This window comes from Rossellomorea sp. GAMAL-10_SWC, assembly GCF_049568075.1.
Taxonomy (GTDB): Bacteria; Bacillota; Bacilli; order Bacillales; family Bacillaceae_G; genus Gottfriedia.
Genome location: NZ_CP144911.1, coordinates 2,745,582 through 2,760,555, shown reverse-complemented (window position 1 = coordinate 2,760,555; position 14,974 = coordinate 2,745,582). Strand labels below are relative to the sequence as shown.

Here is a 14,974-nt window from a genome sequence, read left to right as displayed (position 1 = left end):
ATTATGATAAACGCACGCTTGATTTAGAATAGACAAGTTCATAGTATTCAGACATTTTTTCTTCTGTTATATTGTACTTTTTTTGAATTTCATTGTGTTCTTCCAATAATTTTTTTGACCATTCCATTGATTGTCTATCTGTTATCCTACCACTCTTTAATAACATTTTATTTTTTGCAAATTCTGACCTGAATTTAAGTTCGATTTCTGCAATTTCTACGATTTCTTCAGGGGAATGTTTTTCTTCGTTATGGCTAGAAGTGCTATTCATTTTAAGTATTATACCAATGATTACAATTACAATTACAATAAACCATACCACAATATCACCACCTTTCATTTTCATAATATCATGTATAAATAACTAATAGGTAAACAATTCCAAAATTTATACGCCTTAAATTTATGTATTTTCCCCAATCTGTTGGCCCTGTACTTTGGTAGGTACAAAACTGTTGGAGCCAATTTCATTCTGGTAACCCACATACAACAAATTATGCTTATGTATAAGCGCTTTATCAAATCCAGCAATTAAAATAGAAGTTGAAGCATAGGTAGTAGCAAGATAACCAACTCAGTTCGTTACGTACCATCAATTGTTATCGAAAAAACCAAGTATGGTAATGATTGGTATAACATAGCCAACTTTGGGAAACTTAAGTGGAGGTAATTCGGTTCGAAAGCGAGATGAAAAATTGAAATGGATGAATTCGAGTCTCAATTAAATCCCACTGTAAGAAAAAATATAACAAAAACACTAACTCAACTTAATTTAAAAATCGAAGGCATGATTGGAAGAATTGAAAATAAAGGATGCGGCATCTTAACTGAATTTGAAAATATTCATCGTGTCTTTAATAATTTACAAATGGATGCAGCCTCATTTTATTTGAATTCATATCTTTCGCCGTATACTGATATCTTTGATGAATTGACAATCACAGTTCAACATTTATCAAAACGTAAACATGGCGGATTAATTGTTGTAAAAAGAGATGACTCACTTGAAGAATTGATGAGTTCCGGGATCCACGTCGGTGCAAAACTATCTCCAGCATTGCTAGAATCAATTTTTTATCCAGGAAGCCCGTTACATGACGGAGCGGTACTGGTTGAAAATAACATGATCATTTCAGCAGGTAATGTACTTCCTCTTTCTAAAATTACATACGATAATAAAAAACTTGGAACAAGGCACCGTGCAGCAGTTGGAATTTCAGAACAAAGCGATGCACTTGCTCTAGTAGTATCAGAAGAAACAGGAAATATATCTTTCGCTTATAAAGGAAGCTTATATCCTGTTCAATATGGGACACCTATTAATTAAAACTGAAACGATCATTTTTGATCGTTTTTTTGTTTGGTTCTGTTAAATAACAGTTTTGTTGCATAAGAAGTTTTAAAATAAATCAATTTTTTTTGATTTATATATTGCATTTATTTGGTAAACTAACTTATATTAAATTCATCAATAAAATTTGATGAAGGAGAAATTATATGACTGAGATGACACAACAGTTCCAGAAATATGAGCAGAAATTTAAAGCATTAGCTGATCAGAAGCGTCTTGAAATCATGTATGAGCTTTGCCAAAGAGGTAGTACATGTGTATGTGATTTAACGGAAACATTTGATATGACACAATCAAATCTCTCATATCATTTGAAAATATTACTAGACGCAGGGCTCATTATAAAAGAGACAAAAGGTACATGGAGCTATTACGATTTAAACGACACAGAAGTTAACAGTTTACTATCAGAAGAGCTTTGTTGTATTTTCCGAAAATCAGATAACGGTAAACGTAACAGTAATTGTTGTTAATTTTTTTTAATCATTAAATCAATTTTTTTTGATTAATAAATTAAGGGAGGAATTCTGTTTGAAATATGTTCATGTAGGGGTTAACGTGACAAATTTAGAGGCATCAATCGCTTTTTATCAAAAGGTATTTGGTTTGGTACCCGTTAAAGTGAAAGAAGGATATGCGAAATTCCTGTTAGAAAATCCAGGTCTTAATTTCACACTAAATGTTCGTGATCAAGTTGCAGGGAATCAAGTAAATCACTTTGGTTTCCAAGTTGAAACAGCTGAAGAAATCTTAGCTCATAAGGAGAGACTAGAAAAAGAAGGTTTCTTTGCACGGGAAGAAATGGATACAACTTGTTGTTACGCGGTACAAGACATGTTTTGGGTGACAGATCCAGACGGAAATGAGTGGGAATTCTTCTATACAAAAGCAGATAGTGAAGTTCAAAAAATAGAGAATACGTCTTGTTGTAATACTTCAATTGAATCAAAAGTTAATTTTTGTTGTTAGTGAGTAAAAGGAGAAGAGAATGAAACGATTATCATTTTTAGACAGATATTTAACCCTTTGGATATTCGTAGCAATGGCAATTGGGATAATTCTTGGCATTTCAACCCCTGGATTTGTAGATAGTTTAAACAAATTACAAGTTGGAACGATTTCAATACCTTTAGCTATCGGATTGATATTAATGATGTATCCACCACTGGCTAAAGTTCGTTATGAAGAGATTGGAAGAGTATTTAAAGATGTAAAAGTATTATTTCTATCGTTAATTCAAAACTGGTTAATTGGACCAGTATTAATGTTTTTATTAGCAATTATCTTTTTAAGAGGTTATCCAGAGTATATGGTTGGTTTAATCATGATCGGTTTAGCAAGATGCATTGCGATGGTTATCGTATGGAATGATTTAGCTGATGGAGATCGTGAATATGCGGCTGGATTAGTAGCCTTTAACTCCATTTTCCAAATGATTTTCTTCTCTGTTTACGCATATTTATTCGTAACAGTATTACCAAAAGTTTTTGGTTTAGAAGGAATGTTAATTGATATTACAATGCCAGAAGTGGCAAAATCAGTTTTTATCTATTTAGGAATTCCATTTTTAGCAGGACTATTTACAAGGTTAATACTTGTAAGAGTCAAAGGTAGAGATTGGTATGAAAAAAATTTTATTCCTAAAATCAGTCCAATTACGTTAATTGCATTATTGTTTACAATTGTTGTGATGTTCTCATTGAAGGGAGAAGTAATTGTAGAACTTCCTATGGATGTTGTTCGTATCGCAATTCCTTTATTAATCTATTTCATCATTATGTTCTTTGTTTCTTTTTTCTTAGGGAAGAAAACAGGAGCAAGTTATGGAGTTTCAACAACTTTAGCTTTTACAGCTGGAAGTAATAATTTTGAATTAGCAATTGCAGTTGCAGTTGGAGTGTTTGGAATTAATTCAGGAGCAGCATTTGCAGCAGTAATTGGTCCATTGGTTGAAGTACCTGTAATGATTGCATTGGTTAACGCAGCGTTATGGATGAGAAGAAAATATTTTGCAAAAGAAACAACAATATAAATTTAAACAAAGGTGGAATCCACATGGCAGATAACAATAAAACAATTTACTTCTTATGTACTGGAAACTCCTGCCGTAGCCAAATGGCAGAAGCTTGGGGGAAACAATATTTAGGAAATGAATGGAATGTCTTATCAGCTGGGATCGAAGCACACGGTGTGAATCCAAATGCAATTAAAGCAATGAATGAAGTTAACATCGATATCCGAAATCAAACTTCAGATGTAATCGATCATAACATCTTAAACAATGCAGATTTAGTAGTGACTTTATGTGGTCATGCGAATGATGTATGTCCAGTAACACCACCAAATGTGAAACGTGTTCATTGGGGATTTGATGACCCAGCAGGTCAAGAATGGAGTGTATTCCAAAAAGTTCGTGATCAAATTGGACTTCGTATTAAACAGTTTTCTGAAACTGGAGAATAGAAAAAGAACCTTCTATCATAGAAGGTTCTTTTGTTTTCATTGAACAACTAATTCATGCATTAGTTGCAAAACCTTTAACCTGCTTCGATAGCTTTTTGCTTTTTTATCAAGTTAACCGCATTTCAGTCACTACGAAATGGTATATCTATTGGCATTTGAATAAATACACTTTTATTACTTATAAAAAAATGACTAATTTAAAATTGAGGTTAAATAGATGCCTATTGTGCAATCAATTCAAAACCATCAATTTTCCTTTTGATGACCTCTTTTTACAGCCTCTTCTGATAGTGCTGTGAAAATTTGAAAAGTAATACCGAATTTGTCAGTTACAATAGCGTAGGCAGGACTAAAATGAACTTGTTTTAGTGGCATTACCACATGACCATCTTGTTTCAATAATTCGTAAAACTTATTTGTTTTCTCTATTTCATTGGTAGTAATACAGATATTAACATTGTTCCCGTTTCGATATTGTAAACCTGGAAACAGATCAGCAATCATGATATTGGTCTCGCCGATTTTTAATATTGCGTGTGCTACTAAATCCTTCAAATTTTCTGGTAGAGGGGAATTAGGATCTTCTGGTGCATCCCCAAATGATTGGCAAAATAAAAGATTTGCATCGAGTGATTCCTTGTAAAAATCAATAGCTTCCTTTGCATTACCATCCATCATCAAAAATGAATTCAATTGTACTGTCAAATTAAACAACTCCTTTGGATTTTAGTGTAATATGCTTGTTTAAATCTTTGGTCAAGTTAGTAATTCAATATAAAAATGAGACTGTATTGTTTCCTACATCAATATTGATTACACTTACTAGTGTAGTGCCTAAAGGTGACAAATCTAGGCACCATTAAGAGGTGTTTATGAAAAAATCAGAACGAATAAATCAAATACTTCGATTCATCAATCAAAAACAGCATTTTACACTTCAAGATTTGATGCAGGAATTTCAGATTTCAAAAAGGACAGCACTTAGAGATGTAGCTTCCTTAGAAGAAATAGGAGCTCCAATTTACGCAGAATATGGTCGTTATGGGGGATATCGCTTACTTAATCAAATGAAGCTTCCACCTATTTATTTTAATAATCAAGAAATCCTTGCTCTTTACTTTGCAATGCAGTCACTTCGAAGCTTTTCAAATTTACCTTTTCAAGTATCCTATCGTACAATTCATGAAAAGTTCATAAATGTACTGTCGGAATGGCAAAAACAAGAAATAGAGCGGATGCAAAATCGTGTATCCTTTCAACATACTGTACAAAACAAAGAAAGCATACATTTAGAAATATTATTAATGGCAGCTGTTCAAAATATTGTATTAAAAATAACATATCAAAACAGCTTTCGTACTATTCACCCGATTGCTATATACGTAATGAAGGGTTATTGGTATTGTCAAGCATATGATATGGATAAAACGGCTTACCGTGTTTTTCGTTGTGATCGTATCTCTTCAGCTGAAATAACAACCATTCAACCTTTGGAGGAATTAAAAGAAATTACTAAGCAAAATTCGCATTCACTTTGGAAGCCGTCAGAAAATGCAATACAATTTAAATGGTTGATTAATCAAGCAGGAATAGAATTATTTCAACAGGAACATTATCCATCCATGGAATTAATCTACGAGTTGGAAAATTCATATATTATTGGTACGTATGAGCCAAATGAACTTGGCTTTATCATTAAATATCTTGCCAGATTAGGACAAACAGTAAAAATCATAGAGCCTACTAATTTAAAGGAAACTTTACGACAGTATTATAGAGATATTCTTGAAAATATATAATCGACGTGTTTGATAAACTTAAGGCATACAAAATTGAAAAAGAACAGGGTTAAAGAACGAAATGCTTTAGTCGAATAAGAGTTCCTAAAGGTCGTCAAATTAGACAACCTTTTTTAGTTCAAAAATCAACATTTAATTTTATTAGAGCCATTTGTTTAATAATAATTTTACTTTTTCAGATTTTATTGATTGTATTGTTTTTGAAATCATATTATGATTATACTTAATTATTCCGATACGAAAGGTTGGTTTTATGTATGTCTAATTCAAAAATAAATACAATTCCATTACCTTTAGTTCGTACAAATCAATGGACGATCTTTATTTCTGTTATATTAACTTGGGTCACTGGACAATACTGGCTACTACTCATTCCTTTAATAAGTGGACTTAGTGGATTACTTTTTGATTTCCATCCAATCATAAAATTTGCTAAACGTTTTTTAAAAAAGAAACCATCGAGCTATCCACAAGAGGATAAAGGACAACAAAATTTTAATCAAACAATTGCAGTAACTTGCTTATCCCTAGCATTTCTTGGTGCAATAGTTGGTTGGAACGTATTATTTTATGTGTTTTCAATAATGGTCGCATTAGCATCGTTTATCGCAATCAATGGATTTTGCATTGGATGCTATATTCATTTTCAATGGAACCAATATAAATACCGAAAAAGCTTAAGGTAAATTAAATAAAAATCAGAGTCTTCTCATTAAATGAGAGGACTTTTTTTATGATATGAAAACATATTTCGGTATAATAGGACTAGTATTTGAAATTGTGCGAAATAGATAAACAGATTGCTTCAGGAAGGAAGAATAGAAATAATGATTAAATGGAAAGAAGATATTGTTATTAATACAAATATCGAAAAAGTATGGAGTCTATTTTTAGATAAAAATATTAAGAAAATAATGCCAAAGGTTGAAGAGCATAATTTAATCGATAAAAACGAAAACGAAGTAGGTGCAAAGCATCAGCAAAGTTATAGAGAAGGAAAACGTGTTGAATCTTATATTGTTGAAACTTTAGCATACGAAGACACTGAATCATATAAAAAAAAGCAAATCCATTTTGTTTTAGCGAATGCATTTGAAACGAATCTGACATTTATATTAGAAAAAATCGATGATACACATACAAAATTTATTTATGAAGGCACGAATGCTGGAGTGAATTTTATCGGACGAGCAATGTTAAAGCTAGCTAATCCAAAGGGGAATAATTTAAAAGCTGTACATGAATTTTTAGAAAGAGTTGAACAAGAAGCTTTAAAGTAGAACGATTAATAAAAGCTTCTATACAAAAAAAAGGAGAGCATCTAAAACTCTCCTTTTTTTATTTATTTTGATACTTTACTTAATAATTCATATGAATATAAACGCGCTGCATGATCGAAAACAGAACCATTTACCATAATCTCATCAGCTTTTGTTATATTTAATACTGCTTGTAGTTTTTCAGTAACGGTTTCGATTGTACCAATAGCAGATAGTTTCATTTGATTTTCAAGTGTTTCTTTTTCAAATGGACTCCAAATTTCATCCATATCGTCAACTGGTGGTTTTAAAAGAGCTGGTTTGCCACCACGCACTAAGTTTAAAAATGATTGTTGCTGTGTTGTGAAAAGTCTTTTTGCTTCTTGATCTGTGTCAGCAACGACAACATTTAAGCCAATCATTGCATAAGGTTCATCTAATACTTCAGATGGTTTAAAGTTATTGTGATACAACTGCATTGCTTGGACTGTATAGTCTGGTGCGAAATGCGCTGCAAATGCAAATGGTAAACCTAATTCAGCAGCTAACTGAGCACTAAAGCCACTTGATCCTAGTAACCAAATTGGTATATTTAAACCTTCACCAGGTACAGCTTGAACTGTTAAACTTCCAATTCCACCTGGCGGATTAAAGTAATTACGTAATTCTTCTAATTGAGCAGGAAAGTCTTCGTGGCTGCGTAAATCTCTTCGTAACGCTCTAGTTGTTGACATATCACTACCAGGGGCACGACCTAATCCGAGATCAATTCGACCTGGATGTAGTGATTCTAAAGTACCAAATTGTTCTGCTATGACTAATGGGGCATGATTTGGTAACATGATGCCTCCAGAACCAACTCGAATCGTTGATGTTCCACTTGCAATATGTCCAATTACAACTGAGGTAGCTGAACTTGCAACTGCTGGCATATTATGATGTTCGGCAAACCAGTAACGGTGATATCCCCATTTTTCTGCATGCTGTGCTAAATCAAGACTATTTTTAAACGCATCTGCAGGAGTGCTTCCTTCAACAACTGGTGCTAAGTCTAATACAGATAAAGGTATTTCACTTAAATTCTTAGCAACTTTATCTTGGAAACGATTATTCATCATAAAATTTTCCTCCTAAAAAACAATTTTCAATATATGGAAATAACGAGATGTTTTCATTTGATAAACTGTGTTTTAATTATATACAGTATGCTAAGATTATAGAAAATCTTAAGACATAATACAAGCTTTTGAACTTGGAAATATTTATACAGGTAAACTTCATATGGTAACAAGAAGTATTATTGGTAAAAAGAAAAAAATTTGTAAATAAATGTATAGAATAAATTTTTAGAATCATACTATCTTTAATCTGATAAACAACATCAGAGCATCCAAAAGATAAAGGAGTCAACAACATGGCAAACAGAAGATCTTCAAATCAATATGCTTCACCAAATGCAAGTTCAGCAATTGAGCAAATGAAGTTCGAAATAGCTTCTGAATTTGGAGTGCATTTAGGACCAGACACAACTTCACGCGCTAACGGTTCAGTTGGTGGAGAAATTACGAAGCGTCTAGTTCAAATGGCAGAACAAAGCCTAGGCGGATACTCTCGTTAAATAAAAAATGAGGATGGAAAGCAAAGTTTCTATCCTTTTTTTATTGTCTAAAAACAACTAGATCCATCCAGTAAATTGGTATCTACTTACATTTAAACAAGACTAAAACTACTATATACTTGCAAGGGAAACAAAAACGGAGGATAATAATATCACTGGATGGTGATAAATGATGTCAAGTTGTAAAAATTCCGTTACACCTAAGTGGTTCGGATTTGCTATTCAGGCATTAGTTTTACTAGCAACAACAGAAGGGGTTACACCAAGTAAAGCAATCGCAAAACATATTAGATCAGGTGTTTCATTTATGAGAAGGATCATGGCTCCCCTCGTAAAAGAAAAAATAGTAGAAGCAAGAGAGGGACGAGATGGCGGCTATTTATTAGCTAAGTCACCTGAGGAAATTACCTTAAAACAAGTCTACATTGCCCTACAAATGACAGAACCTCTATCAACCGCACTAATTGAATCCACATCTGACTGTACTAGTGGACGTGTAATGAACAACGTATTCTCAGACTTTGCAATTGAAGCAGAAGAGCACTTACTTGGCTTTTTATGTAACTATACTTTGGCGGATTTTGTAAGACGTGCCAGTCATAAAACGATCGAATCACTTTGAAAATATCGTACATTTGGATGTACGATATTTTTATTTTATTTAGGATAGAGGACTATATATAAAAACCGGGGTGATTCATATAAGCTGTCATGTCTTCGAATAACGAGTGAGGTGCAAATAAAATAGTCAAATCTGGATTATTATCAAAATTTATTAAAAAGGCTTTGTAAAGCTAATAATATCTCTCCCCGAAAACCTAGGTTTGAAAGCATTGATGATATCGTAATTATCCATGTTAAAAATCAATTGAAAGAAGGAGTAGATCTAGACAGTTTTAAAATATTAAATCTTATTTATCAAACAGTTGTACCTTTAGGTATAAAGTTCAATCAACAATTATTTTTATAGCCTAATGGGGATCGATTGGATAGAGTTACGATCTCTTTTAGCAGAAATGTTTCAACAAGCCTCAAAATTCTAACCTTGAGAGAATAGTTAAACATAAATAAAAAAATGCACTTGAAATGAGAACAGTTATCGCATATACTTTACTTAAATCAAATGCACTTACAAAAAGTAACCAACAAGTATAAACCACACTATTTTTTTAAGTTTTACTGTTTTTAATCTAAGAACAGTAAGGTTTCAGTATAATATTCTAAAATTAACTGTACTTAATTTAAGTTCAGTAAAAAACAAAAGGGAGAGATTTTTTAAATGAAATGGTTTACTCGAATTATTCAAGGGATTTTAATTATTGCATTTCTAATGTCTGGATTTGTAAAATTAAGTGGCAATACTCAGATGTTACATGATTTTAAAGAGGTTTATGGTTATTCAAAAGGGATGATGTATACGATTGGTTCGTTTGAGGTGTTAGGTGCAATTGGTTTATTAGTTGGTTATTGGAAGTTGATAATAGGTAAGCTTTCTTCAGTTGGATTAGCAATTATTATGGTAGGCGCTGTATTTACTCATTTACATGCGGGTCAAGGCATGGGTGTTGCAATGGCTCCATTCGTTCTGTTAGTGTTAACATTAATTGTACTATTTTCTAGAGGAGGTAAATTAAAATGAATTTTCATCAAAAGCCAAAAGTTTATGCTCCAACAGTTGAATTAAAAGTTGCAAATTTAGAGCGTTCATTAGCGTTTTACCAAGAGGTTATCGGTTTAAATGTTTTGGACCATTCAACTACAAATGCCAGTTTAACAGCGGATGGAGTAAATGTTTTAATTAAATTAGAGCAGCCAGCCAATGTTACACCTAGAAATGAGCAAAATACAGGATTGTATCATTTTGCTTTATTAGTACCTACTCGAAAAGATTTAGGTATCGTGCTTAAACATCTGATTGAAACTAGAAATCCACTTCAAGGTGGTTCGGATCATTTAGTCAGTGAAGCAATCTATTTAGCGGATCCAGATATGAATGGTATTGAAATTTATACAGATCGTCCATCAGAGAATTGGCAATGGCATAATGAGTATGTCGTTATGGATAGTAAACGATTAGATGTAGATGGGCTTTTGGCACTTGCTGAGAATGAAGCTTTTACTGGACTACCAAAAGGAACAATTATGGGGCATATCCATTTACAAGTATCTGATTTAAATAGCACAGAGAAGTTTTATTGTGAAGGGCTTGGATTTGATGTTGTAACGAAATATGGAAGCCAGGCATTATTTATTTCAACTGGACGTTATCATCATCACATCGGTTTAAATACTTGGCATAGCGCAGGAGGAGTTGCGCCTTCTGATAGAAGTGCAGGATTAAAGAATTTTACGTTGTTATATCCGAGTGAAGAAGAAAAATCGGTGGTAGTAAATCGTTTAAAGAATATGGGAGCTTTTGTTTTTGAAGAAAATGGCGTTACATTTACGAAGGACCCTTCAGGCATAACAATCCAACTATTAGTTGGTAATGAAAAATAAAAATACAAAAAATATGAGTATCAGACTGATTGCAAGCGCTTGTCTTTCCAAGCGTGAAGTCTGGTGAGGAGCGGAGTTACCTTAGACGGTAATGAGCACCGCGCAGGCAGGCGAAGCAACGAAGAAAGCGAGCGTTTGGCAGGCAGTCTAAAGAGACATTTTCAACTACAATGTTGTGAATGTCTCTTTTTTTTCGTTTCTATTTTTTAGTTGCTTTCTATCATATTTCTTCAATAAAAATAATATATTTGAACAACATGTACATTTACTAACTATGGGAGACGGGAAGAAAAAGGGAGAGTGAAAAAGTGTTACATATTGTGGTTTGTATAAAACAAGTGCCTGATACGAAGATCATTAAGATGAATCCTAAAACGAATACGATGGACCGAGCAAGTGCTCCAGCAATATTAAATCCGTATGATGCTCATGCTGTTGAGGAAGCTGTTCGAATTAAGAATAAATATGGTGGAACAGTTTCGGTTATTACCATGGGGCCACCACCTGCTGTAAAAGCTATCAGAAAATGTATAGAAATCGGTGCAGATGAAGGGTATATGATTTCAGACCGTGCATTTGCAGGGGCAGATACTTTAGCGACAAGTTATGCTTTGACGAAGGCGATTGAGAAAATAGGACAAATTCAAGCGATTGATTTAATCATTTGTGGAAAGATGACAATTGACGGTGATACTGGACAAGTTGGACCAGGTATTGCACGTCGTTTAGATATACCACCGTTAACATCAGTTAAGAAGGTTCAAGAAATTAATAAAGATGAAGGTTATGCAATTGTTCATCGAAAAATAGAAGATGGCCATGAAGTGATTAAAACGAGTTTACCTTGTTTATTTGCAGTTGAGAAGGAAATCAATGAAGTTCCTTATTCATCACTTACAAATATGATAAAGGCTGCCAGGTATAACCCGACCATCTGGGCAGTGAAGGATTTAGAAGATATTGATATTAAACAATTAGGTCTGAAAGGTTCACCAACAATTGTATCGAAAGTATGGGCTCCACCGAAGGCTAAAGGTGGAACGGTTTTTGAAGGAACTTCACTAGAAAAAGTAAATGAACTGATGAAGATTTTAAATGAGAAGAAAGAGTTATTTGAAGTGAAAGGAGGGGTATAAATGGATTTCTCAGAGTACAAAGGTATTTGGGTGTTTATTGAAGAAAACGATAAAGTCATAGCACCCGTGTCACTTGAATTGCTTGGAGCTGGTAAAGAATTAGCTGAAAAACGTGGTTGCGAATTAGCAGGATTATTAATTGGTGAAAATGTGAAATCATTGGCCCCTACGTTATTTGAATACGGTGCTGACATCGTTTATGTATATGATGATCCAATTTTTAAAGATTATCGTACGGAGTCTTATATGAAAGCAGTACTGGAATGTTGTAACAAATATAAGCCCGAAATCTTATTGTATGGTGCAACTTCTAAAGGGAAGGATTTAGCTAGTGCAGTTGCAACTGACTTACCTACAGGGTTAACAGCCGATACAACTGTATTAGATGTTGAAGAAGATACAGGACTATTATTAGCTAGTCGACCTGCATTTGGTGGAAATATAATGGCAACTATTCTTTGTAAGAAATATAGACCTCAAATGGCTACAGTTCGTCCGAAGGTAATGAAAGCGCTCACTCCTATTCCTGGTGCTGAGGGTGTTGTGATTGAAGAGGAAATTGATTTAAAAGAAGAAGATATTCGTACAAAAGTATTAGAGATTGTACGTGCAACAACTAAGAAAGTTCGCATTGACGAAGCAGATCTTATCGTCGCTGGTGGTAAAGGATTAGGTAGTAAAGACGGATTTCAGTTGATTCATATGTTTGCAGAATCGATTGGAGCGGCTGTTGGAGCAAGTCGTGATGTAGTTGAAGCTGGCTGGGTTGAACATCATCATCAAGTTGGTCAGACTGGCTTAACGGTTACACCAAAAATTTATTTTGCAATTGGGATATCTGGCGCAATACAACATATTGTTGGGATGCAAAATTCAGGTCTCATTATTGCAATCAATAAAGATCCGAATGCGGCAATTTTTCAATCTTGTCATTATGGCATCGTAGGAGACGCATTTGAAATTGTACCAATGCTGATTAACCAATTCCAAGAAAGTTTTTCTTTAAAGGAGGAAAATCACGATCATGCCGGAAAAATTTGATGTAATTGTCGTTGGAGCAGGCCCAGCAGGAATTTCATGTGCATACGAACTCGCAAAAAATGGTGTTAATGTTGTCCTTATTGAAAGAGGAGAATATCCTGGTTCAAAAAATGTTATGGGTGGCGTATTGTATCGTAAAATGATGGAGGACGTTATACCTGAATTTTGGAAGGATGCACCAATTGAACGTGTGATTGTAGAGCAACGAGTTATGATGCTTGATAAACAATCCGCTACAACCTTTGGATATAAAGGTCTTGAATTTGCTGAAGAACCTTATAATAATTTTACGGTTCTTCGCTCAAAGTTTGATCAATGGTTTGCTCAAAAAGCAGTAGAACAAGGTGCATTATTAATCAATGAAACTGTTGTTCTCGAGTGTATTGTTGAAAACGATATGGTAGTTGGGGTAAGAACGGATCGACCAGATGGTGATATATATGCCGATGTGGTAGTACTTGCTGATGGCGTAAATTCACTTTTAGGAAAATCTTTAGGTTTCCATAAAGAATGGCGACCAGATGAAGTTGCTTTAGCTACAATGGAAATTTTAAAGCTAGATAGTAAAATAATTCAAGATCGATTCGGTCTTGAAGGTAACCAAGGTGTAGCAATCGAGCTATTTGGAGATGCGACAAAAGGCATAGTTGGCACAGGATTTTTATATACAAATAAAGATTCTCTTAGTATTGGGGTCGGTACATTATTATCAGGAATGATTGAAAACAAATTGAAACCTTATGAATTACTAGAATACGTTAAGAATCATCCGATGATTAGACCGTATATTCAAGGAAGCGAACCACAAGAATACCTTGCTCATTTAATTCCAGAAGGTGGGTACAAATCAATTCCTAAATTGGTAGGAAACGGAGTATTAGTAATTGGTGATGCAGCACAATTAGTAAACGCAATTCACCGTGAAGGATCAAATATGGCAATGACATCTGGAAGATTAGCAGCAGAGACCATTATCGAAGCAAAAGCGATTGATAACTACTCTGAAGTTGCTTTAAATCCGTACGCTGATAAATTACTAAATAGCTTCGTAGGACAGGATTTGAAAAAATATAAAGATGCAACACATCATTTTGAAAAATTCCCTCAATATTTCGAGCAATATATTCCACTATTAAATAAATCTGCCAGCCAAATGTTTACAGTAGATGGTAAATCTAAATGGGAAAAACAAAAGAATATTATGAGTAATATAGGAGGAGCAAAAGCTAAACTTAAGCTTGCGAAAGATGTATACAAAGCATGGAAGGTGATGAAATAAATGAGTGAGACAAAAAAAGAAAGTACAATCGAAGAAAAGCAGTATCTCGTTCGTTTTAATGCTGATACAAAATCGCACTTAACTGTACTAGATTCCGATATTTGTATGACAAAATGTCCTGATAAAATCTGTACGATATTTTGTCCAGCTGAAGTTTATAAATGGGAAAATATTCGAATGCATGTTGGATACGAGGGATGTCATGAATGTGGAAGCTGTAGAATAGGCTGTCCTCATCAAAATATTAAATGGGAATATCCGAAAGGTGGGCACGGAATTATATTTAGATTGGGGTGATGGGAATGTTCTCGATAGGCAACTATGTTATGTTTAGCTTAGATGGTGCTGTGGGAACGGTTATGGAAACTAAAGATAATCATTGCTTAGTAGCTTGGGAGGATCGTGTTTGTAGTTGGGCAAGTTTCGATCTACTAAGGAAAATTAGTTGCGCAGAATTAATTCAACTCTTCACTCCAAAATAATTCACCTTTTTTAAAAGAATCGATATAAAAATGGGGGCTATATGAGA

The 14,974-nt window shown here is 33.8% G+C and carries 20 protein-coding genes; 17 read left to right on the top strand and 3 right to left on the bottom strand.

What is annotated here, in order from left to right:
• Position 1: 1 nt before the first annotated feature.
• Entirely contained in the window at positions 2-322 is a 321-nt protein-coding gene (locus V5E38_RS13795) for a hypothetical protein (RefSeq protein WP_499210416.1), read from the bottom strand.
• Positions 323-700: 378 nt separating this feature from the next.
• Between V5E38_RS13795 and cdaS the strand changes: the two genes are divergently transcribed.
• From cdaS to arsC, 5 genes are all read left to right on the top strand, one after another.
• Entirely contained in the window at positions 701-1,327 is a 627-nt protein-coding gene (cdaS, locus tag V5E38_RS13790; RefSeq protein WP_499210415.1) for a sporulation-specific diadenylate cyclase CdaS, read from the top strand.
• A 179-nt stretch (positions 1,328-1,506) separates the two neighbouring features.
• The gene (locus tag V5E38_RS13785; protein ID WP_499213580.1) at positions 1,507-1,824 is read left to right on the top strand and encodes an ArsR/SmtB family transcription factor; all 318 of its coding nucleotides are present in this window, start codon (positions 1,507-1,509) and stop codon (positions 1,822-1,824) included.
• A 58-nt stretch (positions 1,825-1,882) separates the two neighbouring features.
• The gene (locus V5E38_RS13780) at positions 1,883-2,320 is read left to right on the top strand and encodes an ArsI/CadI family heavy metal resistance metalloenzyme (RefSeq protein ID WP_499210414.1); all 438 of its coding nucleotides are present in this window, start codon (positions 1,883-1,885) and stop codon (positions 2,318-2,320) included.
• Between the two features lie 19 nt (positions 2,321-2,339).
• On the top strand, positions 2,340-3,383 hold the full coding sequence (gene arsB / locus V5E38_RS13775; RefSeq protein WP_499210413.1) for an arsenic resistance protein: 1,044 nt from the start codon (positions 2,340-2,342) through the stop codon (positions 3,381-3,383).
• 23 nt (positions 3,384-3,406) lie between these two features.
• Positions 3,407-3,814 carry an arsenate reductase (thioredoxin) gene (gene arsC / locus V5E38_RS13770; protein ID WP_499210412.1) on the top strand — a complete coding sequence of 136 codons (408 nt, stop codon included), beginning with the start codon at positions 3,407-3,409 and terminating at the stop codon, positions 3,812-3,814.
• A gap of 246 nt (positions 3,815-4,060) precedes the next feature.
• Here the strand turns inward: arsC and V5E38_RS13765 are convergent, their stop codons facing one another.
• Positions 4,061-4,519: a VOC family protein gene (locus tag V5E38_RS13765; protein WP_499210411.1), complete on the bottom strand. Its 459-nt coding sequence runs from the start codon at positions 4,517-4,519 to the stop codon at positions 4,061-4,063.
• Positions 4,520-4,686: 167 nt separating this feature from the next.
• Between V5E38_RS13765 and V5E38_RS13760 the strand changes: the two genes are divergently transcribed.
• The 3 genes from V5E38_RS13760 (at position 4,687) to V5E38_RS13750 (ending at position 6,893) form a co-directional block, all read left to right on the top strand.
• A complete protein-coding gene (locus tag V5E38_RS13760; protein WP_499210410.1) occupies positions 4,687-5,613 on the top strand; it encodes a helix-turn-helix transcriptional regulator in 927 nt (308 codons plus the stop codon).
• A 257-nt stretch (positions 5,614-5,870) separates the two neighbouring features.
• Positions 5,871-6,299 (top strand): DUF4395 domain-containing protein, encoded by a 429-nt coding sequence (locus tag V5E38_RS13755; protein ID WP_499210409.1) that lies wholly within the window; start codon positions 5,871-5,873, stop codon positions 6,297-6,299.
• Positions 6,300-6,440: 141 nt separating this feature from the next.
• Positions 6,441-6,893 (top strand): SRPBCC family protein, encoded by a 453-nt coding sequence (locus tag V5E38_RS13750; protein ID WP_499210408.1) that lies wholly within the window; start codon positions 6,441-6,443, stop codon positions 6,891-6,893.
• Between the two features lie 62 nt (positions 6,894-6,955).
• Here the strand turns inward: V5E38_RS13750 and V5E38_RS13745 are convergent, their stop codons facing one another.
• Positions 6,956-7,990 (bottom strand): LLM class flavin-dependent oxidoreductase, encoded by a 1,035-nt coding sequence (locus V5E38_RS13745; RefSeq protein WP_286145503.1) that lies wholly within the window; start codon positions 7,988-7,990, stop codon positions 6,956-6,958.
• Between the two features lie 296 nt (positions 7,991-8,286).
• Between V5E38_RS13745 and V5E38_RS13740 the strand changes: the two genes are divergently transcribed.
• The 9 genes from V5E38_RS13740 (at position 8,287) to V5E38_RS13700 (ending at position 14,927) form a co-directional block, all read left to right on the top strand.
• Positions 8,287-8,490, top strand: coding sequence for an alpha/beta-type small acid-soluble spore protein (locus tag V5E38_RS13740; RefSeq protein WP_097974212.1), 204 nt, complete (start codon positions 8,287-8,289; stop codon positions 8,488-8,490).
• 169 nt (positions 8,491-8,659) lie between these two features.
• The gene (locus V5E38_RS13735) at positions 8,660-9,112 is read left to right on the top strand and encodes an RrF2 family transcriptional regulator (protein ID WP_084006921.1); all 453 of its coding nucleotides are present in this window, start codon (positions 8,660-8,662) and stop codon (positions 9,110-9,112) included.
• Positions 9,113-9,769: 657 nt separating this feature from the next.
• Positions 9,770-10,129 (top strand): DoxX family protein, encoded by a 360-nt coding sequence (locus V5E38_RS13730; protein WP_499210407.1) that lies wholly within the window; start codon positions 9,770-9,772, stop codon positions 10,127-10,129.
• Positions 10,126-10,989: a VOC family protein gene (locus V5E38_RS13725; RefSeq protein ID WP_499210406.1), complete on the top strand. Its 864-nt coding sequence runs from the start codon at positions 10,126-10,128 to the stop codon at positions 10,987-10,989. The genes V5E38_RS13730 and V5E38_RS13725 overlap by 4 nt, the downstream gene beginning before the upstream one ends.
• A 308-nt stretch (positions 10,990-11,297) precedes the next feature.
• Positions 11,298-12,125: an electron transfer flavoprotein subunit beta/FixA family protein gene (locus tag V5E38_RS13720; protein WP_025568183.1), complete on the top strand. Its 828-nt coding sequence runs from the start codon at positions 11,298-11,300 to the stop codon at positions 12,123-12,125.
• Positions 12,126-13,166, top strand: a complete 1,041-nt coding sequence (locus V5E38_RS13715; RefSeq protein WP_499210405.1) for an electron transfer flavoprotein subunit alpha/FixB family protein — start codon at positions 12,126-12,128, stop codon at positions 13,164-13,166.
• The gene (locus V5E38_RS13710) at positions 13,150-14,445 is read left to right on the top strand and encodes an FAD-dependent oxidoreductase (protein WP_499210404.1); all 1,296 of its coding nucleotides are present in this window, start codon (positions 13,150-13,152) and stop codon (positions 14,443-14,445) included. The genes V5E38_RS13715 and V5E38_RS13710 overlap by 17 nt, the downstream gene beginning before the upstream one ends.
• Positions 14,446-14,742 (top strand): ferredoxin family protein, encoded by a 297-nt coding sequence (locus tag V5E38_RS13705; protein ID WP_025568180.1) that lies wholly within the window; start codon positions 14,446-14,448, stop codon positions 14,740-14,742. It begins immediately after the preceding gene.
• 5 nt (positions 14,743-14,747) lie between these two features.
• Positions 14,748-14,927 (top strand): tudor domain-containing protein, encoded by a 180-nt coding sequence (locus V5E38_RS13700; protein WP_025568179.1) that lies wholly within the window; start codon positions 14,748-14,750, stop codon positions 14,925-14,927.
• Positions 14,928-14,974: the final 47 nt, after the last annotated feature.

What these genes read in the sequence shown, in the direction of transcription:
- V5E38_RS13755 (WP_499210409.1), top strand. Translation starts at nt 5,871, where the DNA reads ATGTCTAATTCAAAAATAAATACAATTCCATTACCTTTAGTTCGTACA.
- V5E38_RS13730 (WP_499210407.1), top strand. Translation starts at nt 9,770, where the DNA reads ATGAAATGGTTTACTCGAATTATTCAAGGGATTTTAATTATTGCATTT.
- V5E38_RS13710 (WP_499210404.1), top strand. Translation starts at nt 13,150, where the DNA reads ATGCCGGAAAAATTTGATGTAATTGTCGTTGGAGCAGGCCCAGCAGGA.
- V5E38_RS13700 (WP_025568179.1), top strand. Translation starts at nt 14,748, where the DNA reads ATGTTCTCGATAGGCAACTATGTTATGTTTAGCTTAGATGGTGCTGTG.
- V5E38_RS13785 (WP_499213580.1), top strand. Translation starts at nt 1,507, where the DNA reads ATGACACAACAGTTCCAGAAATATGAGCAGAAATTTAAAGCATTAGCT.
- arsC (WP_499210412.1), top strand. Translation starts at nt 3,407, where the DNA reads ATGGCAGATAACAATAAAACAATTTACTTCTTATGTACTGGAAACTCC.
- V5E38_RS13750 (WP_499210408.1), top strand. Translation starts at nt 6,441, where the DNA reads ATGATTAAATGGAAAGAAGATATTGTTATTAATACAAATATCGAAAAA.
- V5E38_RS13735 (WP_084006921.1), top strand. Translation starts at nt 8,660, where the DNA reads ATGATGTCAAGTTGTAAAAATTCCGTTACACCTAAGTGGTTCGGATTT.
- V5E38_RS13725 (WP_499210406.1), top strand. Translation starts at nt 10,126, where the DNA reads ATGAATTTTCATCAAAAGCCAAAAGTTTATGCTCCAACAGTTGAATTA.
- V5E38_RS13705 (WP_025568180.1), top strand. Translation starts at nt 14,446, where the DNA reads ATGAGTGAGACAAAAAAAGAAAGTACAATCGAAGAAAAGCAGTATCTC.
- arsB (WP_499210413.1), top strand. Translation starts at nt 2,340, where the DNA reads ATGAAACGATTATCATTTTTAGACAGATATTTAACCCTTTGGATATTC.
- V5E38_RS13745 (WP_286145503.1), bottom strand. Translation starts at nt 7,990, where the DNA reads ATGATGAATAATCGTTTCCAAGATAAAGTTGCTAAGAATTTAAGTGAA.
- V5E38_RS13740 (WP_097974212.1), top strand. Translation starts at nt 8,287, where the DNA reads ATGGCAAACAGAAGATCTTCAAATCAATATGCTTCACCAAATGCAAGT.
- V5E38_RS13760 (WP_499210410.1), top strand. Translation starts at nt 4,687, where the DNA reads ATGAAAAAATCAGAACGAATAAATCAAATACTTCGATTCATCAATCAA.
- V5E38_RS13715 (WP_499210405.1), top strand. Translation starts at nt 12,126, where the DNA reads ATGGATTTCTCAGAGTACAAAGGTATTTGGGTGTTTATTGAAGAAAAC.
- cdaS (WP_499210415.1), top strand. Translation starts at nt 701, where the DNA reads ATGGATGAATTCGAGTCTCAATTAAATCCCACTGTAAGAAAAAATATA.